The following is a 14747-nucleotide window of genomic DNA, read 5'->3' as shown; positions in this document are numbered from 1 at the left end:
CGCGGCCTGCTCTTCTATCGCCTGCTCGAGCAAGCCGTCGACACCGACCCGCACCCGCTCAAAGAACTGCTCAAGCCAGAAACCGGCATACCGGACTTCACCTAAGCAGATATGCAGAACATGTGTTCTACTCTAGGTGATTTTGCCGACATGCTCAAGAGGTTGTCCACAGGGAATCAACTTGGCGCACAACAGATTTGCGTCATTGCCTCACGCTCCAAACCTTCGCCGACGCCGCTGCCGACGCGCTTGAGTGGGTGCGCGGCCGCGTCGGCTACTGGTTGCTCCCCGAGGGCGCGGACGCCCTAATCGTCGCCCACGTCAGCACGCGGTGCTCCGTGGCCGGCAGCAGGTGCAGCGGCTCACCCGGGCTCACCCGCATGATCGCGTGGTTCGCGGCCGGGTCGACACCGACGAAGGTCTGCACCGTCGTCAGGCCGACCCTCTCGAGTTCGAGCCGCCCACGCCAGACGCGATGGCGCCCCTCGAGGTCGGCGATCACCGGAGCGACCGCCGCGACGCCAGCTGCTCGAGGTGCGCCTCGTCATCCACCACCTCGACCCGGGCCAACCCCACCACCGGCTCACCTGCCACGACGACGTATGCCGCCCTCCCGAGCTCCTCGACGTCGGCCGCACCCGGCGGGAGAGGACTGATGCCCACCTCGGCGAAGACCTCGTCGGCGGCTGCCTCGACGGCAGGAAGGGCAGTGAGGTCCTCCGGCCCGGCGGGGCGCACGGGGTGGGTCAACAGTCGACCCTGCCACCCGGCATACGCTGGCGGCATGACCGAGCCCGTCGCCGACCGCGCGCCCCTCGAGGCCGAGCGCTATGTCCTCCGCCAGAAGCTGACGCTGATGGTCAACCGCTACGAGATCTTCCGCGCCGACGACAACGGCAACGAGCTCGGACTGCTCTGCTTCGCCGAGCAGAAGCGGATGGCTGCCAAGGAGCAGGTCACCTTCTTCACCGACTCCGCCAAGACGCACCCGCTCTTCGGCTTCAAGGCCCGCAAGCGCATCGACCTCGGCTCCGGCTACGACGTCACCGACAGTCAGGGCCAGCCGATCGGCTGGTTCAAGAAGCAGTTCAAGGCCTCCCTCGTGAACTCGACGTGGACGCTCGGCCTGCCCGACGGGCGCGAGTTCGTCGGCCGGGAGCGCAACGCGAAGGTGGCCGTCGCCCGGCGCGTCTGGGAGCTCGTGCCGGTGATCGGCGAGATCCCGGTCCCGTTCCTCTTCCACTTCGACTTCGTCGCGCCGGACGGCTCGCTCGCGCTCAGCTCGACGAAGAAGGCGTCGGTCAAGGACGTCTACCACGTGACGCTGCCGGCGCTCGGCGACGGGCGTCCGATGGACTGGCGGGTCGGCATGTCCATGGCGGTCGCGCTGGACGCCCTCCAGTCGCGCTGAGACGTGGTCGGGCGCGAGCGTGGCGCCCGATAGACTCGGGCCCGTCCCGAGGGACCCGAGGGACGCCACCATCGCCCATCCAGCGCAGGGAGAAGCACCACTGATGGGAAGCATCGTCGTCGACGTCATGCTCAAGCCCGAGATCCTCGACCCCCAGGGACAGGCCGTCGGCGGCGCTCTGCCGCGGCTCGGGTTCGACGGGTTCACCGACGTCCGTCAGGGCAAGCGCTTCGTGCTCACCGTCGACGGTGACGTCACGGACGAGCACCTCACTGCGGCCCGCGAGGCCGCCGAGACCCTCCTGTCCAACCCCGTCATCGAGGACGTCGTCTCCGTACGCGTGCTCGACGAGCCGGGCGTCGAGACCAGCGAAGGCGGCGACGCGGAGGACGGCGAGCAGTGAGGATCGGCGTCGTCACGTTCCCCGGTTCCCTCGACGACCGAGACGCGGCGCGGGCCGTCCGGGAGTGTGGCGGCGAGGCCGTCGCGCTCTGGCACGGTGACGCCGACCTCAAGGGCGTCGACGCGGTCATCCTCCCCGGTGGCTTCTCCTACGGCGACTACCTGCGCTGTGGCGCGATCGCCCGGTTCGCGCCCGTCATGGACGCCCTCGTGCCCGCCGCCAAGGGCGGTCTGCCGGTGCTCGGCATCTGCAACGGCTTCCAGGTGCTCACCGAGAGCCACCTGCTGCCGGGCGCGTTGATCCGCAACGACCACCGCAAGTTCAACTGCGTCGACCAGCGCCTCGTCGTCGAGAACGCCTCCACCGCCTGGACCTCCGACTTCGAGGCCGGGCAGGAGATCACGATCGTCCTCAAGAACGGTGAGGGTGGCTTCGTCGCCGACGAGAGGACCCTCGACGAGCTCGAGGGCGACGGACGCGTCGTGTTCCGCTACGTGCCCGACGCCCAGGGCCGCAACCCCAACGGCTCCTACCGCGACATCGCGGGCATCACGAACGAGCGCGGCAACGTCGTCGGCCTCATGCCGCATCCCGAGCACGCCGTCGAGGAGGGTTACGGCCCGAGCCTCGACGGGCGCGCCTTCTTCACCTCGATCATCACGCAGACCCTCGAGAGCGCGGCCAACGCATGAGCGACACCCAGACCGTCCAGCAGGCGCCGGCGGCGCCGGTCCTCGACACCGTGGAGCACGCGGCCGGCACCCCCGACGTCGAGCAGCCGTGGGCCGAGCTCGGCCTCAAGGCCGACGAGTACGCACGCATCCGCGAGATCATCGGGCGCCGCCCGACCATCGCCGAGCTCGCGATGTACTCCGTCATGTGGAGCGAGCACTGCTCCTACAAGTCGAGCAAGATCCACTTCAAGCTGTGGGGCGAGAACACCACCGACGAGATGCGCGAGAAGCTCCTCGTCGGCATCGGCGAGAACGCCGGCGTCGTCGACATCGGCGACGGCTGGGCGGTGACCTTCAAGGTCGAGTCGCACAACCACCCGAGCTACGTCGAGCCCTACCAGGGTGCCGCGACCGGCGTCGGCGGCATCATCCGCGACATCATGTCGATGGGTGCCCGCCCGATCGCGGTCATGGACCCGCTCCGCTTCGGCAACCTGCACCACCCCGACACGCAGCGCGTGCTCCCGGGCGTCGTCGCCGGTGTGGGCGGCTACGGCAACTGCATCGGTCTGCCCAACATCGGCGGCGAGGTCGTCTTCGACGACTGCTACCAGGGCAACCCGCTCGTCAACGCCCTCTGCGTCGGCGCGATGCGCGTCGAGGACATCCACCTCGCCAAGGCCTCCGGTGTCGGCAACAAGGTGATCCTCTTCGGCGCCAAGACCGGCGGCGACGGCATCGGCGGTGTCTCGGTGCTCGCGTCCGAGACGTTCGACGAGGGCGGCCCGACGAAGCGCCCCGCCGTTCAGGTCGGCGACCCGTTCGCCGAGAAGGTGCTCATCGAGTGCTGCCTCGACCTGTACGCGGCGGGCGTCGTCGACGGCATCCAGGACCTCGGTGGGGCCGGGCTCTCCTGCGCCACGAGCGAGCTCGCCTCCAACGGCGACGGCGGCATGCAGGTCGAGCTCGACCTCGTGCCCCTGCGCGACGCGAGCCTGCAGCCGCAGGAGATCCTCATGTCGGAGTCGCAGGAGCGCATGATGGCGGTCGTCGAGCCGAAGCACCTCGACGAGTTCATGGCCATCACCGACCGGTGGGACGTCGAGGCCACGGTCATCGGCGAGGTCACCGACGGCGACCACCTCGTCATCACCTGGCACGGCGAGGTCATCGTCGACGTGCCGCCGCGCTCGGTCGCCCACGAGGGCCCCACCTACGACCGCCCGCTGGCCCGGCCGGCATACCTCGACGGGCTCAACGCGTCAGGCACCGGAGAGCTCGCCAAGCCCGAGACGGGTGAGGAGATCCGGGCCCAGCTGCTGACGCTGCTCGGCTCGCCGAACCTCTGCGACAAGTCGTGGATCACCGACCAGTACGACCGCTACGTCCTCGGCAACACGGCGCTCGCGCAGCCCGACGACTCCGGCGTCGTGCGCGTCGACGAGCAGACGGGGCGCGGCGTCGCCGTCTCCACCGACTGCAACGGCCGCTTCGCCAAGCTCGACCCGTATGCCGGTGCGCAGCTCGCGCTCGCCGAGGCCTACCGCAACGTCGCCACCGCCGGTGCGGCCCCGCTGGCGGTCACCGACTGCCTCAACTTCGGCTCGCCCGAGGACCCGGGTGTGATGTGGCAGTTCCGCGAGGCCATCCGCGGCATCGCCGAAGGCTGCAAGTTCCTCGGCATCCCGGTCACCGGCGGCAACGTGTCGTTCTACAACCAGACCGGCGACGTCGCGATCCACCCGACGCCCGTCATCGGCGTGCTCGGGGTCATGGACGACGTCTCGAAGCGCTCGGGCTCCGGCTTCCGCAGCGACGACGCCCACGTCTACCTGCTCGGCACGACGCGCGACGAGCTCGACGGCTCCGAGTGGGCGCACGTGATCCACAAGCACCTCGGTGGGCACCCGCCCCAGGTCGACCTCGGCGCCGAGCAGGCGCTCGGTCGCGTGCTCGTGGAGGCCGCCCGCGCGGGCATCGTCGAGGCGGCCCACGACCTCTCCGAGGGCGGGCTCGCCATCGCGCTCGCCGAGGCGTGCATGCGCCACGGCGTCGGCGTCACCATCGACGGGCTCGACCGCGTCGGCGTCGACGACGAGGGCAACGCGCTCGACGCCTTCACCGCGCTCTTCTCCGAGTCGACCGCCCGTGCGCTGGTCGCGGTCCCGGCCGGCCACGCCGCCGAGCTCGAGGCGCTGCTCGGCGACGTGCCGCACGCGCGCATCGGCGTCACGGGCGGCCGCGACCTCGAGGTCACCGGCGTGTTCACGGCGTCGATCGCCGAGCTGAAGTCGGCGCACGAGTTCACGCTCCCGGCGGTCTTCGGAGCCTGATCTTCGACCCACCGCTCGAACGCCGGACGGCGAGCACCCTGCTGGGTGCTCGCCGTCCGGCGTTTCCGGGCCGCGCGGGGCTTCAGCGCCAGCCGAGGCCGGGCGCGACGTGCGTCAGGAGGCTCTCGATGACGTGCGCGTTGTAGTCGACGCCGAGCTGGTTCGGCACGGTGAGCAGCAACGTGTCCGCCGCTGCGATCGCGGAGTCCTCGGCGAGGTCACGCACCAGCTGGTCGGGCTCGCCGGCATACGTCTTGCCGAACCGCGCCAGCCCGCCGTCGAGGTGTCCGACCTGGTCCTGGCTCGCCGTCTCGCGGAAGAAGTACTGGCGGTCGAGGTCACTGACGATCGGGAAGATGCTGCGACTCACCGAGACGCGTGGCTCGCGCTCGTGGCCGGCGGCCTTCCAGGCGTCACGGAACATCTGGATCTGCTGGGCCTGCAGCTCGTGGAACGGAACCCCGGTGTCCTCGGTGAGCAGCGTCGAGCTCATCAGGTTCATGCCCTGCTCCGCGGTCCACTCGGCCGTCGCGCGCGAGCCGGCGCCCCACCAGATGCGGTCGCGCAGGCCCGGTGACTGCGGCTCGATCGGCAGCAGGCCCGGTGGGTTGGGGAACATCGGCCGCGGGTTGGGCTGCGCGAAGCCCTCGCCACCGATGACCTCCAGGAAGGTACGCGTGTGGTCGCGAGCCATCGACGCGTGGTCGTCGCCCTCGGGCTGGTAGCCGAAGTAGCGGAAGCCGTCGATGACCTGCTCGGGTGACCCGCGACTGATGCCGAGCTGCAGCCTGCCGCCCGAGATGAGGTCGGCGGCGCCGGCGTCCTCGGCCATGTAGAGGGGGTTCTCGTAGCGCATGTCGATCACCCCGGTGCCGATCTCGATGCGGCTGGTGCGCGCTCCCACCGCAGCGAGGAGCGGGAAGGGGGAGGCCAGCTGCCGCGCGAAGTGGTGCACCCGGAAGTAGGCACCGTCGGCGCCGAGCTCCTCGGCGGCCACCGCGAGGTCGATGGACTGGAGCAGCGCGTCCGACGCGGAGCGGGTCTGCGAATGAGGCGACGGCGTCCAGTGCCCGAAGGAGAGAAACCCGATGTTCTTCACAGGCCGTGCAACGCCGCACGGCCCCGAACCCTTCCTCAGGCGTGCAGGTGGGCGGGCCGGGCGGCCACGGCCTCGGTGGCGTCGACGAGGTCGAGCACGAACTCGGTGATGAGGGCGCGCTCGGCCGCCTGCTCGAGCAGGTCGGGCGGCGGTGGTGACGACGGGTCTCCCGGGAGGCCCATCAGGCCCTCGAGCATGAACGAGGAGAAGCCCGAGAAGATGAGCATCTGCAGGGCGTGCGCGCGGCGGACGACGTCGGGCGGCAGGTCGCACCCCTCGGCACGCAGACCGTCGACGTAGGCCGGCAGGCAGGCCTGCTCGACAGCCTCCAGGGTCGCCGCGGGCCGCCGGCCGATCTGCACGTCACCGAGCAGCAGCTGGCCGAGGTCGAAGCCGATCGGCTGGGTGCTCCAGAAGCCGAAGTCGATGAGGACGAGGTCGTCGCTGGCCGCCGTCACGAGCAGGTTGTTCGTGCACGCGTCACCGTGCGCAGTGCCCTCGGGCACGGTCTCCAGCCACTCGACGTGCTCGCCGATCCGGTCGAGGTGGGCCAGCAGCCGACTGCGCAGGGCGGGGGCGAAGGTGGCGGTGAGGACAGGGTGCTGCCACAGCTCGTCCGCGAGCAGCAGTGGCACGACCTGCCCGGGGAGCCGGCCCTCGGCGTACGACCGGACGCCGCGCCGCCCGTCGGCCTCGCCGATGGAGGCGAGCGGACGCACCCCGGGGCTGGCCGCCAGCCTGCCGAGCAGCCGCGCGGCACGGGCGAGCTGGTCGACGGGCCAGTCGGACTCGACCACGTCGACCTCGCGCAGCCAGATCACCGTCGACAGCTCGTCGACCGGGCGCACGTCGACGGCGCCGGCCATCGTCAGACCGTCGGGAAGGCGCTCGCCGAGGTCGGAGGCGTAGACGAGCGGCTCGGTGCGCCAAGGCACGCCACGCTCGGCCAGCTCGCGCATCTCGGGCGGCACGAACGCGAAGTGCGGCGACCTGCTGAACGACTGCACGAGCTTGACGAAGAACCGCACGGACGCAGCCCCGTCGGGGGTCTCGAGGTCGGCCGTCACCCACCATCGCCCACCCGTGGTGATGGCGTCGAGGGCGTAGTCGACGACCTCCGCCCCTGACCCTACGAGACGACAGCGGGCCACGTCGAGCGAGAGGGTCGCGGCGGCATACGCCAGGAGCTGCTGGTCCGGCACGTCGGCCGAGCCGAGGATCGTTCGGTCGCTCATCTGCGCCTCCGCCGTCCGCAAGGTGGGAAAGTGGCTTTCCCACTGTCGATGGTAAAGTCACTTTATGACCTTGGTCAACGACGTCGCGGATGAGGAGCACCTCCCGCGGCTCATGGGCAGCCTCTTCGAACAGGTGCGCGCCGTCTTCGCGAGCGAGGACTGGCAGGGCCTGCGCATGTCGCACTTCCGGCTTCTCGAGCTCGTGCCGCCCGACGGCGTCACCATCACCGAGCTCGCCTCGCGGCTGCGCATGACGAAACAGGGCTGCGGCCAGTTCGTCTCCCAGCTCACCGAGTCGGGCCACCTGCGCACCGTCCCCGACCCGGCCGACCGCCGCTCACGCATCGTGCGGCGCACGGCCAAGGGCACGCGGCTCACCCGCAGGGCGGCCGCCCGCATCGCGGCCATCGAGGCCGACTGGGCCGATCGCGTCGGGCAGGAGCGCTACGCCGACTTCCGCTCGACCCTGGCCGAGCTCGCACGCAGCTGACAGCCGAGGCCTTCAGCGAACGCGCCAGCGGCCCGCCTCGGGCGGCGTGGGGCTCGGGTCGCCGGTCTCCGCGAAGGGTCGCGCGCCCGCGACGAGGCGGGTCAGGGCTGCCCCCTCCCTCAGTCCCGTGGGCAGGTTCGCGCGGGCCACGTCGCGGCGCAGCGTGTCCACCGGCAGGGGCGACGCGCTCGCGACGAGCACCGAGTTGCCGAAGCGGCGACCCTTGAGCACCTCGTGCGTGGCGATGAGCGCCACGTGCGGGAGAGCGGTCGCCACGGTGGCCACGAAGCGCGCCACCCAGCGCAGCCCGGGCTCGTCGGCGAGGTTCCAGAGCGCCACCCCACCCGTCCGCACCACCCGCGCCACCTCGAGGGCGTATGCCGTCCCCGCGAGATCCGCGGGCACCCTCCCCCCGGCATAGGCATCCGTCACGACGACGTCGGCCGAGCCGGGCTTCAGCGCCCGGACGCCGGTGAGCCCGTCGACGGGCCGCACCCGGATGCGGTGGCGTCGGGGGAGCGGGATCTCCCTGCGGACGAGCTCCGTGAGCTCGGTGTCGGGCTCGAGCACGATCTGCGGCGACCCGGGCCGCGTGGCCTCGACCCACCGCGGGAGGGTGAGGCCGGCGCCGCCCACGTGGGTCACGCCGAGCGGCCCGGGCGGCAGGGCGTCGATGGCGAGCGCGAGGTGCTGCACGTACTCGAAGACGAGCAAGGTCGGGTCGTCCAGCTGGACGTGCGACTGCGGCGAGCCGTCCATGTGCACGGTGACGCCTCCGCGGTCGTCCCACTCGATCGAGAACCTCTCTGCCACAGGGGTTCCCGCGATCACGACGACGGCAGGTCGAGCACCAGGGTGCGCTCCTCGCCGTAGCGGGTGAACCCGATGCGTCGCAGGATCGGCGACGACGTGTCGACGACCCCGTGCGTCAGACCCAGCGTGGCGCCGGCCTCGCGCGCGGCACGCAGCCGGGCCTCGAGGACGGCGCGGTAGGCCCCGCGACCACGGAGCGAGCGGTGCGTGCCACCGCCCCAGAGACGGCATACGTCGTCGGCGAGCGTGTAGCCCCCCGAGCCCGCGGGCCGGCCGTCCACGTACGCGACCCAGCGCCCGGACGAGCCGTCGTCGAGACCCTTCTGCACCTCGAGGAGCGAGGCCGCGACCTGGTCGTCGGTCGGCTCGTCGCCGCCGAAGGCGTCGTTGCCCACGCTGATCGCGTCGCGCACCGTCCGCTCGTCGGTGACGCGTCGCACCTCGACGTCGTCCGGGACCGCGAGGTCGGGCAGGTCGCCGTCCAGCGGGAGCGCCAGCACGTCCATGCGGTCGACGACCGCAGCGCCACGAGCCAGGAGCAGGGGCTCCAGACCGGTCGGCCGCGTGAACTCGGACAGCCGCCACCAGAGGCGGTCCCGACCCCAGCCGCGAGCGGCCGCGCAGATCTCGTCGGCGAGCTCCGCCGGATCGCGGTCCGAGCCGAAGACGCGAGCCGAGGTGGGCGTGATGAAGTAGTCGGGATAGGCGACGACGAGATACTCGTCGGTGCGCACGTGCGGGGCCCCGTCGGGCACCCAGCTCCACTCGTTGGACGCCGCGAGGACCTCGGCGGCGTCCCAGACGCGGTCGGCCTGTCGCACCACGGGGTCAGGAGCCCATGGCCGTGGTGCCGTCGGACATGACGGGGGAGATGAGGCCGAAGACGTTGCCGTCGGGGTCGTGCAGGTAGGCGAGGCGTCCGACGCCCTGCATGTCCGAGGGTGCCAGCGCCTCCGACCCACCGAGCTCGATCCCCTTGGCGAACAGGCCGTCGACGTCGTCGACCGCGACGACGATGTTGGCGCCGTTGACCGGCCCGCCGGCCTCGGGCCTGGGGCCCTGCCGCTGAGTGAGGCCGCCGTTGATGCCGTGGCCAGAGCCGCCCTGGTTCATCGCCTCCTCACCCGTGGTGATCGACCAGTAGGGCATGTCGCCGAACTGCTGGAAGGACCAGCCGAGGAGTGAGGAGTAGAAGTCGGCGAGGCGCTCGGGGTCCGAGCCGTGGATCTCGAAGTGGACGACGAGGTTGGACATGAGGACTCCTTCGCGAGGGCTGGTCCTCACGAAACTACTACCGTCAGGGGCATGCGTTTCGGACTCACGATCCTGCCCGAGCACTCCTGGTCCGTCGCCGAGCCGATGTGGCGCGAGGCCGAGCGGATGGGCTTCGACCACGCCTGGACGTTCGACCACGTCACGTGGGGTGGACTGCCCGACTCGCCCTGGTTCGGCGCCGTGCCCACCCTCGCGGCCGCGGCTGCGGTGACCGACCGCATCGGCCTCGGGACCTTCGTGTCGTCGCCCAACAACCACCACCCCGTGCAGTTCATGCGCGAGGTGCTGGCGCTCGACGACATCTCCCGGGGGCGCTTCCTGCTCGGCGTGGGGGCGGGCGGCGACGTCGACTCGCGCATCATGGGCGAGGACCTGCCGCTGCGCGACCGCACGGCCCGGTTCCACGAGTTCACGTCCCTCCTCGACCGGCTGCTCAGCGAGGACCACGTCGACGCCGACGGCCGGTTCTACGGCGCCCGCGACGTGCGCACGCTGCCGGGACCGGTGCGCGGCGGCGACACCGGCAACCGGGTGCCGCTCATCGTGGCGGCCAACGGCCCCAAGGCGATCCGTCTGGCCGTCGAGCGCGGCGACGGCTGGATGACGTACGGCGGCAACGTCGACACCGACGACGAGTGGTGGGCCCTCGTCGGCTCGCTCTGCGGCCGCGTCGACGAGGCGCTCGCGGACGCCGGTCGCGACCCGGTCGACCTCGACCGCTACCTCAACCTCGACTCGGCCCCGACGTTCACGCTCTCGAGCGCCGCCTCCTTCGAGGACGCCGTGGGACGCGCGGCCGGGCTCGGCTTCACCGACGTGATCACCCACTGGCCCCGCCCGAGCGACCCCTACCGCGGCACGCGTGAGGTCCTCGACGAGGTCGTGGCCGACGTGCTGCCCCGGCTGCGCTGAGGCGGCGGCCACCTCCACCGCCGACGACGGGCGCCGTCGGCGGCCACCTCCACCGCCGACGGCGCCCGTCGCTAGCCTTGCCGTATGCCGCCCCGCCGACGCACGCCGATCGCCGACGGCCACGCCGCGCTGGAGGCGTGCCGCGCTGCAGGCTGGGCGGCCGACCGGCGCACGACGGCGACCGCCGTGCGCTACACACTCGAGGAGCTCGCTACCCTCGCACCCGGGCGCACCGTCGAGGTGCGGGTCCCGCCACACGGGGCGGTCCAGTGCATCGAGGGTCCGGTCCACACGCGTGGCACACCGCCCAACGTCATCGAGACCGATGCCGCCACATGGCTGCGCCTGGCGGTCGGCGACCTGGCCTGGGACGAGGCCGTCGGCGCCGCGCTCGTCCGGGCGAGCGGCCGACGGGCGCACCTCGAGGGGCTGCTGCCGATCGCCTCGCTTAGGCTGGGCGCGTGAGCCAGACGCCCCGCGACTCCCGCCCCGAGCGCCCCCGCATCCCGAACTTCAAGCGCTTCCTCATCACGGGCGCGGTGCTCGGCTTCGTCATCGGTGCCGCCATCTCGCTGATGGGTGACCGGGTGCAGGGCTACTCCGAGACGACCGGCGCCCTCTACATCGGCGCCCTCGGCGCTCTCCTGGGCACGGCCCTCGCAGGCGTGCTCGGCATCGTGCTCGACCGGTCGGGTCGCGACCGGTCGTGACCGACCCGGCGGGTGACCGCGGCCCGAGCGCCGGACCCGACGCCGGACCCGACGCCGGACTGCGTGCCGGACCGCTCGCCGGGGTCCGGGTCGTCGAGCTGGCCGGCATCGGGCCCTCGCCCTTCGCGGCCATGCTGCTCGCCGACCTCGGGGCGGACGTCATCCGCGTCGACCGCCCAGGCGAGGCGTCGCTGCCCGTCCCGCTGGCCCCGGAGGCCGACGTGCTGCGGCGCGGACGCCCGTCGGTGCTGCTCGACCTCAAGCACCCGGACGGACTCGCGACCGCTCTCGCCCTCGTCGAGAAGGCCGACGTGCTCGTCGAGGGCTACCGGCCCGGCGTCGCAGAGCGCCTCGGCCTCGGCCCCGACGACTGCCTGGCCCGCAACCCCGCCCTCGTCTACGGTCGGATGACCGGCTGGGGGCAGGACGGCCCGCTCGCGCACGCCGCCGGTCACGACATCGGCTACGTCGCCATCACCGGCGCCCTGCACGCCATCGGGCGCGCCGGTGGTCCGCCGCAGGTGCCGGTCAACCTCGTCGGCGACTTCGGCGGGGGTGCCCTCTACCTCGTCGTCGGGGTTCTCGCAGCCCTCCTCGAGGCGCGCACCAGCGGTCGCGGCCAGGTCGTCGACGCCGCCATCGTCGACGGCACCGCGCACCTCTCGGCGCTCGTCGTGAGCCTCGTCTCGGCCGGGCTGTGGTCCGATCGGCGCGGCACCAACCTGCTCGACTCCGGCGCCCCGTTCTACGACGTCTACGAGACGAGCGACGGCGGCTGGATGGCGGTCGGCCCGCTCGAGCCGGCCTTCTACGCCGAGTTCCTGCGCCTGCTCGGGCTCACCGAGGCCGCGCCCGACCGGCTCGACCCACGCCGGTGGTCGGCGCTGAGAACCCTGCTCTCAGACACGTTCCGCACCCGCACCCGGGCGCAGTGGGTGATGGTCTTCGAGGGCACCGACGCCTGTGTCGAGCCCGTGCTCTCCTACGCCGAGGCGCCCGCGCACCCGCACCTGGCGGCACGCGGCACCTACGTCGAGCACCACGGCGTCGTGCAGCCGGCACCGGCACCGCGCTTCTCCCGCACCCCCGCGACACTGGCGACGCCGCCGTCCGCGCCCGGTGCCGACACGCGAGCGGCACTGTGCGCGTGGGGGATCGACGACGTCGACGCGCTGATCGCCTCGGGGGTCGCGACGCAGCCATGAGGCTCTTCGTCGCCGTCGTGCCACCCGACGAGGTCCTCGACGACCTCGAGGAGCACGTCGCACCGCGACGCGAGGCCGGCCCCGAGGTCCGCTGGACCGACCGCCACCAGTGGCACGTCACGCTCGCCTTCCTGGGAGCAGTGCCCGAGGCGCGCCTCGACGACCTCACCGACGCACTGGCCCGCTCGGCCGGTCGGCGCGACCCCCTGGTGCTGCAGCTCGCCGGCGCCGGCGCCTTCCCGAACCCGTATGCCGCCCGCGTGCTCTGGGCGGGTGTCGAGCAGGTGCGCGGTGACCTCGGTGCGGTCGCACGCGGCATACGCAATGCGGCGTCGTCGGCGGGTGCGACACCCGACGGCACCCGCTTCCACCCGCACCTCACGCTGGGGCGCTTCCACCGCCCGACCGAGGCGACCCGGTGGATCCGGTCGCTCGAGGCCTGGGAGGGGCCGGCGTGGCGGGCCACCGAGCTCGCCCTCGTCGAGTCGCACCTGGGCGAGGGGCGCGGGCGGCGGCCGCGCTACGAGGTGCTCGCCGCGCTGCCGCTGCGCGCCCGCCCCGGCGACGGACCGCGGCCGGGCTGACCCCGCCCGTGTGGGACACTGGGGCAGTGGCACGTGGCGACGGTCGACTTGGTCATGACCTCATCCCCGGCGAGAAGGGCCCGCAGGACGCCTGCGGGGTCTTCGGCGTCTGGGCTCCCGGAGAGGACGTCGCGAAGCTGACGTACTTCGGGCTCTATGCGCTGCAGCACCGCGGCCAGGAGTCCGCGGGCATCGCCACCGGCGACGGCGAGAAGATCCTCGTCTACAAGGACATGGGCCTCGTGTCGCAGGTCTTCGACGAGACGGCGCTCAGCTCGCTGCGCGGCCACATCGCCATCGGACACACGCGCTACTCGACGACCGGTGGCTCCACGTGGGAGAACGCCCAGCCGACGCTCGGCGGCACCGGCCACAGCACGCTGGCCCTGGCCCACAACGGCAACCTCATCAACACGGTCGAGCTCAAGGCCCTCGTCGACGAGCACTTCGGCGGCGCCCGCGTCACCGGCGAGCTCGCGCGCGGCAACACCTCCGACACGGCCCTCGTCACGACGCTCCTGTCCGCCGACGAGGACAAGACGCCCGAGCAGGCCGCGCTCGAGCTGCTGCCCAAGCTGCGCGGCGCCTTCTCGTTCGTCTTCATGGACGAGACGACCCTGTATGCCGCCCGCGACCCGTGGGGCGTGCGTCCCCTCGCGCTCGGCCGCCTCGAGCGCGGCTGGGTCGTCGCCTCCGAGACCGCCGCGCTGCAGACGATCGGCGCCGCCGTGATCCGTGAGGTCGAGCCCGGCGAGCTCATCGTCATCGACGAGGACGGCCTGCGCTCGCACAAGTTCGCCGAGCCCCAACCGAAGGGCTGCGTCTTCGAGTACGTCTACCTCGCACGGCCCGACGCCGTCATCCGCGGCCGCGTCGTGCACGAGGCGCGCGTCGAGATGGGCCGCGTCCTGGCGCGCGAGCACGCCGTCGACGCCGACCTCGTCATCGGCGTGCCCGAGTCGGGCGTGCCTGCGGCCGTGGGGTACTCGCAGGAGTCGGGCATCCCCTTCGGCCAGGGCTTCGTCAAGAACGCGTACGTCGGGCGCACCTTCATCCAGCCGTCGCAGACGCTGCGCCAGCTGGGCATCCGGCTCAAGCTCAACCCGCTCGAGCACACGATCCGCGGCAAGCGCCTCGTCGTCGTCGACGACTCCATCGTGCGCGGCAACACGCAGCGCGCGCAGATCCGCATGCTGCGAGAGGCCGGTGCGCTCGAGGTGCACGTGCGCATCAGCTCGCCGCCCGTGCAGTGGCCCTGCTTCTACGGCATCGACTTCGCGACGCGTGCCGAGCTCATCGCGACCGGTCTCGGCGTCGAGGAGATCCGCGCCTCGATCGGTGCCGACTCGCTCGGCTACATCTCCGAGGAGGGCATGATCGGCGCGACCAACCAGTCGCCGGCCGAGCTGTGCACCGCCTGCTTCACGGGCAAGTACCCCATCGAGCTGCCCGAGGACGGCCACATCGGCAAGCACGTGCTCGAGACGCTGCCGCTGTCGGTGCGCACCGGGCACGACCGCTCGGTCGACGTCGAGGGCGTCAGCCTCGGGGTCGGCGTCGGCGGCGAGAGCGCCCTCCAGCACCCCTGAATGCATGGGGGCCG

At 72.1% G+C, this 14747-nt stretch carries 18 protein-coding genes; 11 read left to right on the top strand and 7 right to left on the bottom strand.

Features of this window, described 5'->3' with window-relative positions; genetic code table 11:
- Positions 1-274: 274 nt before the first annotated feature.
- Positions 275-502 carry a hypothetical protein gene (locus ACXR8F_RS19295; protein ID WP_458802976.1) on the bottom strand — a complete coding sequence of 76 codons (228 nt, stop codon included), beginning with the start codon at positions 500-502 and terminating at the stop codon, positions 275-277.
- The gene (locus tag ACXR8F_RS19290; RefSeq protein ID WP_458802974.1) at positions 499-750 is read right to left on the bottom strand and encodes a hypothetical protein; all 252 of its coding nucleotides are present in this window, start codon (positions 748-750) and stop codon (positions 499-501) included. Before ACXR8F_RS19290 ends, ACXR8F_RS19295 begins: the two co-directional genes overlap by 4 nt.
- Before the next feature lie 34 nt (positions 751-784).
- Between ACXR8F_RS19290 and ACXR8F_RS19285 the strand changes: the two genes are divergently transcribed.
- The 4 genes from ACXR8F_RS19285 (at position 785) to purL (ending at position 4821) form a co-directional block, all read left to right on the top strand.
- Entirely contained in the window at positions 785-1411 is a 627-nt protein-coding gene (locus ACXR8F_RS19285) for an LURP-one-related/scramblase family protein (RefSeq protein ID WP_458802972.1), read from the top strand.
- A 103-nt stretch (positions 1412-1514) separates the two neighbouring features.
- The gene (purS, locus tag ACXR8F_RS19280; RefSeq protein WP_458802970.1) at positions 1515-1814 is read left to right on the top strand and encodes a phosphoribosylformylglycinamidine synthase subunit PurS; all 300 of its coding nucleotides are present in this window, start codon (positions 1515-1517) and stop codon (positions 1812-1814) included.
- Positions 1811-2506: a phosphoribosylformylglycinamidine synthase subunit PurQ gene (purQ, locus tag ACXR8F_RS19275; RefSeq protein ID WP_458802968.1), complete on the top strand. Its 696-nt coding sequence runs from the start codon at positions 1811-1813 to the stop codon at positions 2504-2506. The genes purS and purQ overlap by 4 nt, the downstream gene beginning before the upstream one ends.
- Positions 2503-4821, top strand: a complete 2319-nt coding sequence (gene purL / locus ACXR8F_RS19270; RefSeq protein ID WP_458802966.1) for a phosphoribosylformylglycinamidine synthase subunit PurL — start codon at positions 2503-2505, stop codon at positions 4819-4821. Before purQ ends, purL begins: the two co-directional genes overlap by 4 nt.
- A gap of 82 nt (positions 4822-4903) precedes the next feature.
- Here the strand turns inward: purL and ACXR8F_RS19265 are convergent, their stop codons facing one another.
- Together ACXR8F_RS19265 and ACXR8F_RS19260 are read right to left on the bottom strand one after the other, a co-directional pair.
- Complete coding sequence (locus tag ACXR8F_RS19265) at positions 4904-5920, bottom strand: LLM class flavin-dependent oxidoreductase (protein ID WP_458802964.1); 1017 nt, start codon at positions 5918-5920, stop codon at positions 4904-4906.
- A 35-nt stretch (positions 5921-5955) separates the two neighbouring features.
- On the bottom strand, positions 5956-7155 hold the full coding sequence (locus tag ACXR8F_RS19260; protein ID WP_458802962.1) for a phosphotransferase: 1200 nt from the start codon (positions 7153-7155) through the stop codon (positions 5956-5958).
- Positions 7156-7219: 64 nt separating this feature from the next.
- Here ACXR8F_RS19260 and ACXR8F_RS19255 point away from each other — a divergent pair, with 64 nt between their 5' ends.
- Positions 7220-7645 (top strand): MarR family winged helix-turn-helix transcriptional regulator, encoded by a 426-nt coding sequence (locus ACXR8F_RS19255; RefSeq protein WP_458802960.1) that lies wholly within the window; start codon positions 7220-7222, stop codon positions 7643-7645.
- Positions 7646-7657: 12 nt separating this feature from the next.
- Here the strand turns inward: ACXR8F_RS19255 and ACXR8F_RS19250 are convergent, their stop codons facing one another.
- From ACXR8F_RS19250 to ACXR8F_RS19240, 3 genes are read right to left on the bottom strand one after another with little or no spacing between them, the layout of a single operon-like run.
- A complete protein-coding gene (locus ACXR8F_RS19250; protein WP_458802958.1) occupies positions 7658-8458 on the bottom strand; it encodes a spermidine synthase in 801 nt (266 codons plus the stop codon).
- A gap of 14 nt (positions 8459-8472) precedes the next feature.
- Positions 8473-9282 (bottom strand): GNAT family N-acetyltransferase, encoded by an 810-nt coding sequence (locus tag ACXR8F_RS19245; RefSeq protein ID WP_458802956.1) that lies wholly within the window; start codon positions 9280-9282, stop codon positions 8473-8475.
- A gap of 4 nt (positions 9283-9286) precedes the next feature.
- The gene (locus ACXR8F_RS19240; protein WP_458802954.1) at positions 9287-9712 is read right to left on the bottom strand and encodes a VOC family protein; all 426 of its coding nucleotides are present in this window, start codon (positions 9710-9712) and stop codon (positions 9287-9289) included.
- 51 nt (positions 9713-9763) lie between these two features.
- Here ACXR8F_RS19240 and ACXR8F_RS19235 point away from each other — a divergent pair, with 51 nt between their 5' ends.
- From ACXR8F_RS19235 to purF, 6 genes are all read left to right on the top strand, one after another.
- Complete coding sequence (locus tag ACXR8F_RS19235) at positions 9764-10645, top strand: LLM class flavin-dependent oxidoreductase (RefSeq protein WP_458802952.1); 882 nt, start codon at positions 9764-9766, stop codon at positions 10643-10645.
- Positions 10646-10729: 84 nt separating this feature from the next.
- Positions 10730-11110 carry a sterol carrier family protein gene (locus ACXR8F_RS19230; RefSeq protein WP_458802950.1) on the top strand — a complete coding sequence of 127 codons (381 nt, stop codon included), beginning with the start codon at positions 10730-10732 and terminating at the stop codon, positions 11108-11110.
- Positions 11107-11355 (top strand): hypothetical protein, encoded by a 249-nt coding sequence (locus tag ACXR8F_RS19225; protein ID WP_458802948.1) that lies wholly within the window; start codon positions 11107-11109, stop codon positions 11353-11355. Before ACXR8F_RS19230 ends, ACXR8F_RS19225 begins: the two co-directional genes overlap by 4 nt.
- Complete coding sequence (locus ACXR8F_RS19220; RefSeq protein WP_458802946.1) at positions 11352-12560, top strand: CaiB/BaiF CoA transferase family protein; 1209 nt, start codon at positions 11352-11354, stop codon at positions 12558-12560. The genes ACXR8F_RS19225 and ACXR8F_RS19220 overlap by 4 nt, the downstream gene beginning before the upstream one ends.
- On the top strand, positions 12557-13144 hold the full coding sequence (gene thpR, locus ACXR8F_RS19215) for an RNA 2',3'-cyclic phosphodiesterase (protein ID WP_045191054.1): 588 nt from the start codon (positions 12557-12559) through the stop codon (positions 13142-13144). The genes ACXR8F_RS19220 and thpR overlap by 4 nt, the downstream gene beginning before the upstream one ends.
- A gap of 26 nt (positions 13145-13170) precedes the next feature.
- Positions 13171-14733: an amidophosphoribosyltransferase gene (gene purF, locus ACXR8F_RS19210; protein ID WP_045191053.1), complete on the top strand. Its 1563-nt coding sequence runs from the start codon at positions 13171-13173 to the stop codon at positions 14731-14733.
- The last annotated feature ends 14 nt before the right edge of the window (positions 14734-14747 follow it).

The sequence above is a fragment of the Terrabacter sp. AAH1 genome, from assembly GCF_054456855.1.
The sequence above is the reverse complement of the archived record's forward strand: the minus strand, read 5'-3'. Positions and strand labels throughout refer to the sequence as shown.